The 10778-nt window shown below is 64.8% G+C and carries 10 protein-coding genes; 7 read left to right on the top strand and 3 right to left on the bottom strand.

Features of this window, described 5'->3' with window-relative positions:
- The first annotated feature begins 203 nt into the window (after positions 1-203).
- The 6 genes from ACFPQ5_RS07165 to ACFPQ5_RS07140 all read left to right on the top strand — a co-directional run bounded on the left by ACFPQ5_RS07165 (position 204) and on the right by ACFPQ5_RS07140 (position 6348).
- Positions 204-1505, top strand: coding sequence for a metallophosphoesterase (locus ACFPQ5_RS07165; RefSeq protein ID WP_379752797.1), 1302 nt, complete (start codon positions 204-206; stop codon positions 1503-1505).
- 38 nt (positions 1506-1543) lie between these two features.
- On the top strand, positions 1544-2233 hold the full coding sequence (locus ACFPQ5_RS07160; protein WP_379752794.1) for a response regulator transcription factor: 690 nt from the start codon (positions 1544-1546) through the stop codon (positions 2231-2233).
- Positions 2220-3506: a sensor histidine kinase gene (locus ACFPQ5_RS07155; RefSeq protein WP_379752791.1), complete on the top strand. Its 1287-nt coding sequence runs from the start codon at positions 2220-2222 to the stop codon at positions 3504-3506. The genes ACFPQ5_RS07160 and ACFPQ5_RS07155 overlap by 14 nt, the downstream gene beginning before the upstream one ends.
- 66 nt (positions 3507-3572) lie before the next feature.
- Positions 3573-5213: a phosphoethanolamine transferase gene (locus ACFPQ5_RS07150; RefSeq protein ID WP_379752788.1), complete on the top strand. Its 1641-nt coding sequence runs from the start codon at positions 3573-3575 to the stop codon at positions 5211-5213.
- Positions 5214-5215: 2 nt separating this feature from the next.
- Positions 5216-5989: a phosphatase PAP2 family protein gene (locus ACFPQ5_RS07145; protein ID WP_379752785.1), complete on the top strand. Its 774-nt coding sequence runs from the start codon at positions 5216-5218 to the stop codon at positions 5987-5989.
- 71 nt (positions 5990-6060) lie between these two features.
- Entirely contained in the window at positions 6061-6348 is a 288-nt protein-coding gene (locus tag ACFPQ5_RS07140; RefSeq protein WP_379752782.1) for a hypothetical protein, read from the top strand.
- A gap of 1 nt (position 6349) precedes the next feature.
- Here the strand turns inward: ACFPQ5_RS07140 and ACFPQ5_RS07135 are convergent, their stop codons facing one another.
- Positions 6350-7780: a DHA2 family efflux MFS transporter permease subunit gene (locus tag ACFPQ5_RS07135; RefSeq protein WP_379752779.1), complete on the bottom strand. Its 1431-nt coding sequence runs from the start codon at positions 7778-7780 to the stop codon at positions 6350-6352.
- A 123-nt stretch (positions 7781-7903) separates the two neighbouring features.
- On the bottom strand, positions 7904-8461 hold the full coding sequence (locus ACFPQ5_RS07130) for an acyloxyacyl hydrolase (protein ID WP_379752776.1): 558 nt from the start codon (positions 8459-8461) through the stop codon (positions 7904-7906).
- 105 nt (positions 8462-8566) lie between these two features.
- Between ACFPQ5_RS07130 and ACFPQ5_RS07125 the strand changes: the two genes are divergently transcribed.
- Positions 8567-9466, top strand: coding sequence for an NAD(P)-dependent oxidoreductase (locus ACFPQ5_RS07125; RefSeq protein WP_465263124.1), 900 nt, complete (start codon positions 8567-8569; stop codon positions 9464-9466).
- A 118-nt stretch (positions 9467-9584) separates the two neighbouring features.
- Here ACFPQ5_RS07125 and ACFPQ5_RS07120 read toward each other — a convergent pair whose 3' ends face one another.
- Entirely contained in the window at positions 9585-10778 is a 1194-nt protein-coding gene (locus tag ACFPQ5_RS07120) for a M20 aminoacylase family protein (protein WP_379752770.1), read from the bottom strand.

Here is a 10778-nt window from a genome sequence, read left to right as displayed (position 1 = left end):
AGTGCTGCAACCAGTGTGAAAGTAGGTTATCGTCAGGCTAGTTATAAAGAAAAAACCCGCTGATTCAGATCAGCGGGTTTTTTTTCGTCCCGATTCTTTTTGCAACTCGGCTGCGTTATTCGGCAGTTCGTCGCAAATACACGAACTTCTATTCATCCCCCAATTATGATTTCCAGTCAGAAATGACTTAAAGGATGGGGCGCATGAAGCGTGCAGCAAAACTGAAATGGTCAATGATCGGTACAGCCGTGTTCGTTATCGGAACGCCGCTCGTCATGCTCATGCAATCGAAGGTCGAGATGACGCCGAACGGCGTGCACACGCGCCTCCTATTGCCTGCCGGTGACCGCAACATCGGCATCCACCTGTATTCCGGCACCGGCGACACCCCGCGTATCCCCCAATTCCTCGACGGTCCCATCGTCCGGCCGGCGCCGAATGGACAGTGGACCGCCACCTGGTTCTGCGAGGACGCCGTGCACCGGCAATCCGGCAGCGGCGACGTACTCGAGATCGACTGTGCAGGCAGGCAGACGCGCTATCCCATGCGCGCAGCCGGCATGCAGCCCGCAAACGACATCGCTGCGCCAGGGCGCATGCTGGTGTTGAGCGATATCGAGGGCAATGCCGCCTTCCTCGACGCCGCCTTGCGCGAACTGGGCGTGCAGGATGCCGCCGGACGCTGGTCGTATGGCACGGGGCACCTCGTCATCGCCGGCGATGCCGTCGACCGCGGCCGCGATGTGTTCGCCGTGCTCTGGCGACTGTATGCACTGAGCCTGCAGGCGGCCGAGCAGGGCGGGGCAGTGCATCTCGTGCTGGGTAATCATGAGCAGTACATGTTGCTAGGGAATATGTCCCGTGCGAACCGCGAACATATCCATAGCGCCGAACGCATGGGCGGCTTCAGTCAGGCCTTCGGCGCCGATACGGTCCTGGGCGCATGGCTGCGCCGCCAGCCGGTCATCCTGAAAGCGGGACGCGTCGTGGTCGCGCATGGCGGGATCAGCCCGCAGGTGATTGCAAGCGGCATGTCGGGCGAACAGCTCAACGAGGCCCACCGGCATTACTGGCAAGGTCCCGCGAAGCCGGTCCCGGTGCTCCAGGCGGTGTTCGGTCCCGCCGGCCTCACCCAATACCGCGGCTACTTCGACGGCGACAAGGAGGTGCCCCGCGCAACGCCGGCCCAGGTGACGCAGGCGCTCGAGCACTTCGATGCCGATACCATCGTCGTCGGCCATACGCCGGTGGAACAAATCACTCCCTTGTACCAGGGACGCGTCTACGCCATCGATGTGAACACCCCCAGCGCCAGCTCCGAAGCACTGCTTTTCGAAGATGGCATGGCACGGATCGTCCCCCTGCAGGCCCGGCGCATGCTGGCCGCCGAGCGGCCGCCCGTGAAAACGCGCGCGCTGAACCTGGCGGACGCCGGGGATTGGCGCATCATCCAGCGCTGGCTGGCACGCAGCCGCGAGCTGACCCAGCTGTCGCATCCCTACTGAGGCGCACGCTCCGCGCCGGCTCGTCTTACAATAGGCCGATGCGCATCCTCATCGTCGAAGACCATCCCGACATCCTGGCCAACCTGTACGGCTTCCTGGAGCCGAAAGGACATGTCCTCGACTCCGCCCGCAATGGCTACGCCGGGCTGGCCCTGGCCTCGGAAAACGAGTACGACGTGATCGTGCTCGACATCGGCTTGCCCGGCCTGAACGGCCTCGAGCTATGCCAGAAACTGCGCGGCGAACTGGCTTTGTCGACGCCCGTGCTGATGCTCACCGCGCGCGACAGCCTGAACGACAAGGTCGCCGGCTTCGACAGCGGCGCCGACGACTACCTCGTCAAACCCTTTTCGCTGGTCGAACTCGACGTGCGCCTGAAAGCCCTGGTGCGGAGAGCGGAAGGGCGCAACTCTGCCAACAGAGAGCTGCGCTTCGGGGAGCTCGCCTTCGATCCGGACACCCAGCAGGCCAGCCGCGCCGGCCAGCCGGTGACGCTCACCCGCACCGGCTACGTGCTGCTGCACGCCTTGCTGAAAGCCGCGCCGCGCATCGTCACGCGCGAGACGCTCGAACAAGCTGTCTGGGGCGAGGACCGCCCGGACAGCGACGCCCTGCGCACGCACATCCACGCGCTGCGCCAGGCGATCGACAAACCGTTTACACATTCCATGCTGCTCACCGTTCCCGGTGTCGGCTACCGCCTGGCGCTCCCCGATGCAAGCACGTGAATCCCTGCGGCGGCGCATCGTCGTCGCCTTTGTCTCCTTCGGCATCGTCCTGTCGCTGTTCTTCGCGGTGCTGGCCGCGGTAGCGGTCGAGGGCATCGAAGTGCACCTGGTCGACAACCGCCTGGCCGAAGTCGCGAAATGGGCGCTGCCGCGCCAGGCGGCCGGACTCGCCGTCGACCTGCCCTCGGGCCTGCGTTTCCATCGCGGCGGCGCCATCCCCCTGTCCCTGCGCGACTTGCCTCCAGGGGTGAGCGACGTCGAAGTCGATGGCGTCGGCCTGCACGTGCTGACCGGCAGCGACGCCGCGGGTCCCTACGTCGTGGTCGACCACGAAAGCGACTACGAGAAAATCGAGCTCGTCGTGTATTCGCTGTTCGCCGCCTTTTTCATCGGCTTCCTGGTATTCGCCGCCGGGCTCGGCGGTTTTGTTGCGCGCCGTATCGTCAATCCCATCAGCGAACTGGCCGATGCCGTCGGCCGTGGCGGCACGCCCTTGCCGGGCCTCGAGCGCAAGGACGAGCTCGGCATCCTGGCGCGCGCCCTCGCGGCCCACACCGCCGAATTGCGCGCCTTCCTCGACCGCGAACGCTTTTTTACGGGCGATGTCAGCCATGAGCTGCGCAGCCCGCTGACCGTGATCATGGGCGCCGCCGAAATTTTGATGGCGAACGCCGCCAGCGAGACGACCCGCGCGCCGGCCGAGCGCATCTACCGCGCCGCGCACGAGGCGGCCGAATGCGTCACCGTGCTGCTCCTGCTGGCCCGCGCGCCGGAACTGAAACGCCTGCCGCTGGTCGACATCGACGCCATCGCCGCGCGCGAAGTCGAGCGCTATCGCCCGCTGGTGGACGCCAAACCGGTCGAGCTCGGATACGACGACGGGCCCGCGTTCGCGATCCAGGCGCCGGCCGAACTGTGCGCCGCCGCCATCGGCAACCTGGTGCGCAACGCCTGCCAGTACACCGCGCAGGGAGCAGTGAGCGTCGCCCTCGGAGCGGGCCGCGTCGTCGTCGAAGACACCGGCCCCGGCTTGCCCGCAGCCGTGCGCGAGACCCTGGCCGGCCATGGCGCGACAGCGCACGCGATTCCTTCGCGCGGCTCGGCCGGCACGGGACTCGGCCTGTCGCTCGTGCTGCGCATCTGCGAGTATCTCGGCGCCACGCTCGCCTACGAAGACCGCCCCGGCGGCGGCAGCCGTTTTACGATCAGCTTCGCCGCCGCCCAGCCGGCGCCGATTTCACGCGATCTTAACGCCTCCCTGACCGGGCACTGACAGGCTCCCCTCTATCCTCGCTGCATACGTGGCCGATTCCGGCCGCAATGCTTCGATGGATGAGTTTTGGATAAATTGCTTGCACGGCGCATCAGCGCACCTTTCCTGACCCTGGCCGTTGCCTTCCTGCTGGCCTCGGCCGGCAACCTGCCGTTCTGGTCCACCCTGACGCGCGCGGCCGGCGGCCTGACGCTGGACAACCTGCCGCTGCTGCTCGGTGCCTTTGCCATCGTCGTGCTGTTCTTCAATGCCTGCCTGACCCTGGCCAGTTTCCGTTTCGTCGCGAAACCGGTCCTGATCGTGCTGGTCCTGAGCGCGGCCAGCGCCAGTTATTTCATCGCGAATTATGGCGTCGTGATCGACAAGGCGATGATCCAGAACGTGTTCGAGACCGACACCCGCGAAGCGGCCGAACTCTTCAGCTGGCACATGGTCTTCACGATCGGCCTGCTCGGCTTGCTGCCCGCCATCCTGATCGCGCGCGCCAACGTCGGCTTTCCGCAAGGGATGCGCGGCCTGCTCAAGCGCGCAGGAATTGCCGGCGGCTCGCTGGCGCTCGCCGTGCTGTTGCTGGTGGTCTTTTTTAAAAGCCTGGCGCCGGCCGTGCGCGAGCACCGCGAACTGCGCTTCCTGCTGACGCCGACGAATACCATCCAGGCCCTGCACGGCTACCTGCGCGGCAAATGGGCGACGCCGGTGGTGGTCGCGCCGCTCGGACGCGATGCCATGAAGGGGCAAGCCTGGGCCGGGCAGCAGCGGCGCACGGTGACGATCCTGGTGGTCGGCGAAACGGCGCGCGCCAAAAATTTCTCCCTGAACGGTTATGGACGCGAGACCAATCCGCTGCTGGCGCGCCAGCCGGGCCTGATCAATTTCTCGCAAGTGTCCTCGTGCGGCACGGCGACGGCCGTCTCCGTCCCTTGCGTGTTTTCCGCCCTCGGCCGCGAGCATTACTCGGAAACCAAGGCCTCGAGCCAGGAAGGTTTATTGGACGTCCTGCACCACGCCGGCTTCCAGGTGCTGTGGCGCGACAATAACTCGGGCTGCAAGGGCGTCTGCGCCCGCGTCGGCTTCGAAGACCTGTCGCAAGCCACGCCGGGCGACCCGCACTGCGAGAGCGACGAGTGCCATGACGAACGCCTGCTGGCCGGCTTGCCGGAACTGATCCGCAAGAGCAGCGGCGACATGGTGATCGTCCTGCACCAGAAGGGCAGCCATGGCCCGGCCTATGCACGGCGCTACCCGGCCGGCTTTGGACGCTTCGGCCCGGTCTGCAATACCAACGAATTCGAAAAGTGCTCGCGCGAATCGATCGAGGCGGCCTACGACAACACCATCCTGTACACGGATTATTTCTTGAGCAAGACCATCGACCTGCTGCGCCAGACCGCCTCGAACGAAGGCGTGGACACGGCGATGCTGTATTTTTCCGACCACGGCGAATCCCTGGGCGAAAACAATATGTACCTGCACGGCGCGCCTTACCTGTTCGCGCCGAGCGAGCAGACCCGGGTGCCGATGATGCTGTGGATGTCCGATGGTTTCAGTTCGCGCTTCAGGATCGACCGCACTTGCCTGATCGCGCGCCGCAACCAGCCGATGTCGCACGATAACGTGTTCCACTCGGTGCTCGGCATGCTGGATGTGAACACGGCGGTCCTGAATCCGAAACTGGACTTGTTCCGCGCCTGCACCCGGGGCGCCTGACGATGCGCGCTCCCATCGACTCCGCACCGACCCTGCTCGGTGCGCGCCAGATCCTGTTCCTCTGCGCCGGACTGTTTGCTTCAGCACTCTTGATCCTCTGGATAGGCCGCGCCACCGATCTCGACCTGGTGCTGGCCGACGCCCTGTACGACGCCGGCGCCGGTACCTTCCCCTGGCGCCATGCCTGGCTGACCGAAACTTTTAATCACACGATCCTGAAAAGCATCCTGACGCTGGCGGCCGCCTGGTTCATCGCCGCGGCGGCTTGGGATGCCTTCCGCCCGCGTGCCGGGCGCCAGGCGCTCGAGCGCTTGCGCCTGCGCGTGGTCGGCGCCTCAGCTTTGCTGGTGCCGCTCGTGATCAGCACCCTGAAACAGGCGAGCGTCGCCCATTGCCCCTGGGACCTGGCGCGCTATGGCGGCACGCAACCCTACCTGCGCCTGTTCGATGCCTTGCCGCTGGGCGTGCAGGCAGGTCACTGCCTGCCGGCAGGGCACGCATCGAGTGCGCTGTGGCTGGTGTCGCTGTGCGTGTACTGGCTGCCGGGAAGGCCGACGGCGGCGCGCCAGGCGGCGCTGGTGGCGCTGCTGTTGGGCGGCCTGGTCGGATGGATGCAGCAATTGCGCGGCGCGCATTTTCTGACCCATACGCTGTGGTCGATCTGGCTCGCCTGCGCAGTGGTGTTGATCGTGATCGTCAGCCTGCAACGCCTGCCGGCGCGGCGCACGGCCAGCGTGCCCGACTATCTGGCGGAAACGGTCGAAGACGCCGGCTGATTGCTTCAGCTCAGCGCGTAGTATTTTCCAAGCGGCAAACTTTCCAGGTTACTTACCACCTGGAGAAACCCATGCACGCTGACGCATCCGGCCTGACCGACAAGCTGGCCGCTCCGATGAATGCCATCGTTTCGCGCCACCGCGCTGCCCTGATGCCGATGCTGGGAGGTAGCGGCCCGGCCGCACGGGCCGCGCTGGAGAACGACGAAGCCGTACGTAAAGTCGCCATGTTCTGCTATCCGCTGCTGCCCGGCATCGTGCGGCTGGCGGTGAAGGAACACAGCTTCGTCAACTTCGTGATGAACAACCGCCAGCACCTGCTCTCGCGCCTGACCGTGGATACCCCGAGCGCAGCCTGAATTACTGGGCCACCGGCTCGGCTTCCTTGGCGACAGCACGGCCGCGGCTGATGCTGTCGCCGTCCTGGCGGCGCAGGCGCCAGAAGATCGCGGCCGACAAGACCGTCATCACGGCCAGCGCCCAGAAAGCGTGATGCAGGGCGCCGGTCACCAGCACCTGGTTCGTCTGCGGCACCCGGCCCAGGAACCAGGCCGTCACCAGCGAGCCTGCCGCCAGGCCAAAACTCATCGACAGCTGCTGGAAGGAGCTGGAAATCGTGCTCGCCATGCTGGTGTCGTTCGCTTCGATGTCGGCATAAGCCAGCGTGTTCATGCTGGAAAACTGCAGCGAATTGAAAAAGCCCTGCATCAGGCTGATGCAGACGATGGCGGCCAGCGGCGTCTCGCGTCCGACCATGCCATACAGGGCGATCGTCAGGCCGATGAACAGGGTATTGAAGACAAGAACTTGCCGGTAGCCGAAGCGAGCCAGCACCTTCGGGGCGATCAGTTTCATGCCCATGGCCGCAGCTGCCGACGGCATCATCAGCAGGCCCGACTGCCAGGCCGGCAAGCCCAGGCCCAGCTGATATAAAAGCGGCAGCAGGAAGGGCAGGCCGCCCACCCCCAGGCGCGTGACGAAGCCGCCGACCACGGAAATGCGGAAAGTACGCACCTTCAACAGGGCCAGGCGCAGCAGCGGAAAGCGGATGCGGCTCGCATGCCAGGCATAGGCGGCGAGCAGCCCGATCGAGACGCCCAGCATCAGGGTCATCGTCGCGCCGCTCAAGGTATGTTCGCCGAACACTTCCAGCAGCCAGGACAGGATGGCCGTGCCCGAACTGAAGAGGATCAGTCCCAGCACGTCGAGTGGACGCCGTTCGTCGCCGTGGTAGTCCGGCATGTGGCGCCAGACCAGGTACATGGCGATCAGGCCGAAGGGCACGTTGATGAAGAAGATCGCGCGCCAGGACGTCCAGTGCACCATCAGGCCGCCGACGGTCGGTCCCAGCAGCGGACCGATCAGGGCCGGGATGATGACGAAGTTCATCGCCCCCAGCAACTCCGATTTCGGGAAGGTGCGCACGATGGCCAGGCGCCCGACCGGCATCATCATCGCCCCGCCCAGGCCCTGCAGCAGGCGTGCGGCCGTCATCATGGAAGCGTTCGGCGCCAGGCCGCACAGGACGGAAGCGAGGGTAAAAATGCCGATGGCGGTAAGGAACACGCGGCGGGTGCCGAAGCGGTCGGCCATCCAGCCGCTGACGGGAATGCCGACGGCAAGACCGAGGATGTAGCTGGTGACGACCGATTTCAGGCTCAGCGGCGTGACCCCGAGGCTGGCCGCGATGCTGGGAATGGCGGTATTGACGACCGTGGCGTCGAGCTGCTCCATGAACAGGGCAGTGGCGACAAGCCAGGGTAAATAGGTCTTGACGGTGGAACTATTCAAACGGGCCTCATCCAGACAGGCGCGCGCGGGTGCGCAAGCTTGTCTGGATTGTCACATAAATCATGAGATGCCGATTTTCTGGCGGACGCTGTCTGTACGGCATCCGCTTACCCGGCTGCGCTCTCAGAACTGGTAGCGGGCGCTCGCGACCAGGAAGTTGGCGCCGCTGTTCGGACGCTTGATGCTGGCGTTCGAATAGTGCTGGATTTTCAGGCCCAGGTCCCACTTGCTTTGGGTGACGTAGCCGACGCCGATGTGGTCGCCGAACTGGAAGGCGGTCGACAGCTGGTTGTCGTCGTTGTTGTACAGCTCCGAGAACAGGTTGGCGCCGATGCCGCCCTCGACGTACCAGCCGAGCTTGTCGTCACGCTGGTAGCGCGCGACTGGCGTGATGCCGACCACGAACAGGTTCTGGTGCTGGCCCGGCACGTTGCGGTAAGCGGTGCCGCGCCAGTAGGCGGCCGACAAATCCCAGTAACCACCCAGGTGGCGTCCGTTCGAGGCGAACCAGCGGGCATCCCAGTTCTTTTGCACGGCCAGGCGCGCCATGCGCACTTTCGGACCGGTGCCGAAGTCGAAGGAAGCTGAGTCGACCCAGCCGCTGTCCTGGGCATGGACGCCGCCGGCCAGCAGGGCGGTAGCGATGCCGGACAGGATGGCAATTTTCTTATTAATGGCCATAATTGCTTTCGTAAAGGTATACGCCAGTCCATGCTGGCGAATAGAAATATTGTACTAGCGCGAACAAAAGCGCGTAGCGCACGTCAACACTTTGAAAGGAACCGCATGCCCCATTCTACTGTCGCTTTCCTTGGCATCGGCCTGATGGGTCATCCGATGGCCGCACGCCTGGCCGGCGCCGGCATCTACCCGCGCGTCTGGAACCGGACGCTTGCCAAGGCCGAGGCATTGGCCGGCACGGGCGCCATTCCCTGCGCGTCCGTGGAAGAAGCGGTGAATGGCGCGGCGATCGTGATTTCGATGCTGGAAGCGGGGCCGGCCGTCGCCGCGACCATCGAGGCCGCCTTGCCGGCGATGGCGCCGGGAACCCTGTGGATCGACATGAGTTCGACCCGCCACGACGAGGCGCTGGCCTTCCATGCGCGCCTGGCGGGGCAGGGCATGCGCTTCATGGATGCGCCGGTGTCGGGCGGCGTTGGCGGCGCCGAAGCGGGAACACTCGCCATCATGGCCGGCGGCAGCCTGCACGATTTTAACGAGGCGGCTAGCGTGTTCGCGCCCATGGGCAGCGCGCAGCTGGTGGGGCCGCATGGCAGCGGGCAGGTTGCCAAGCTGTGCAATCAATTGATTGTCGGTGCGACGATCAATGTGGTGGCCGAGGCTTTATTGCTGGCGCAGGCGGCAGGGGCCGATCCGGGCGCCGTGCGCGAGGCGATCCGCGGCGGCTTTGCGGGCAGCCGGATTCTCGAGGTGCATGGGCAGCGTATGCTGGACCGGAATTTTATTCCTGGTGGGCAGGTGAAAAGCCAGTTGAAGGATCTGCGCAATGTCCTGGCGGCGGCGGGGGAGGCGGGATTGGTGTTGCCGCTGACGAGTGCGGCGGCGCGCAGTTACGAGTCGATCGAAGGGGAATTGCCGCATGCGGATCATGCGGCGGCCTTATTGGCGTTGGAGCGGATCAATCCGGGGCAGCGGGTGGGGAGTGGGCCGGATCGGTTGCCGTGATGTTGCGGTGTGCACCGGCACGTACGCGTGGACTCGGGAGTCCACCCTACAGTAGGGTGGGCTCCGCCCACGCGTTATCACCGTCCGCACATCGGCGCTTTAACTCTGGGCCGCACACTCACGCAACCGGCAACCCCGTCTCCACCAACCTCACCCAATAACTTGCCCCGATCGGCAGCAACTGATCATTGAAATCATAACTCCCGTTATGCAACTGGCACGGTCCTAACCCGTGCCCGCCCGCGCGGTGCTCGCCCTCGCCATTGCCGATAAAGACATAGCACCCCGGCTTCTCCTGCAGCATGAACGCGAAATCCTCCGCGCCCATGGTCGGTTCGACCTCGGTATTCACGTTCGCCGCACCCACCACCGCGCGCATCGCCTCGACCGCAAACGCGGTCTGCTCCGGATGGTTGATCAGCGGCGGATAATTGCGCTTGAAGCCGAAATCGACGCTGGCCTTATAAGCCGCTGCGATCCCGTTCGCCATCTCCGACATGCGCTGTTCCACCAGGTCGAGGACAGAGGTCGAGAAAGTACGCACCGTACCGATCATGACCGCCTCATCGGGAATGACGTTCGTCGCGCTGCCTGAATGAATCTGCGTGATCGACAGCACCGCCGTCTCCAGCGGATTTTTCTCGCGCGAGATGATGGTCTGCCAGGCTTGCGCGATCTGCACCGCCACCATCACCGGATCGATGCCGCGATGCGGTTGCGCCGCGTGTGCTCCCTTGCCTTTGACGACCACGCGGAACTCGTTACTCGATGCCATCATCGGCCCCGGAATTACGCCGAAGCTGCCGGCCGGGAGGCCTGGCCAGTTATGCATGCCGTACACGGCTTCCATCGGAAACTGGTCGAACAGGCCATCGTCCATCATGCGCCGCGCGCCGGCGCCACCTTCTTCGGCCGGCTGGAAAATCAGATACACGGTGCCATCGAAGTTGCGATGACGCGACAAATAGTGGGCTGCGCCCAGCAACATCGCCGTATGACCGTCATGGCCGCATGCATGCATCTTGCCGGGGTGGCGCGACGCATGGTCAAATGTGTTGAGTTCCTGCATCGGCAGCGCATCCATGTCGGCGCGCAGGCCGATCGCACGGGGCGAATTGCCATTCTTGACAATGCCGACCACGCCGGTGCCGCCCAGCCCACGGACGACCGGGATGCCCCAGTCTTCGAGGCGCGCGGCGATGACGTCGGCGGTGCGGTGTTCTTCGTAGCAGAGTTCCGGATGCGCGTGCAGGTCGCGCCGGATGGCTTCCAGTTCGGTCTGGAAGGCGAGGATAGGTTCCACGAGTCTCAT

Origin of the sequence: Massilia suwonensis (assembly GCF_042655665.1) — a bacterium.
In the GTDB taxonomy this organism is placed as follows: Bacteria; Pseudomonadota; Gammaproteobacteria; order Burkholderiales; family Burkholderiaceae_D; genus Telluria; species Telluria suwonensis.
The sequence above is the reverse complement of the archived record's forward strand: the minus strand, read 5'-3'. Positions and strand labels throughout refer to the sequence as shown.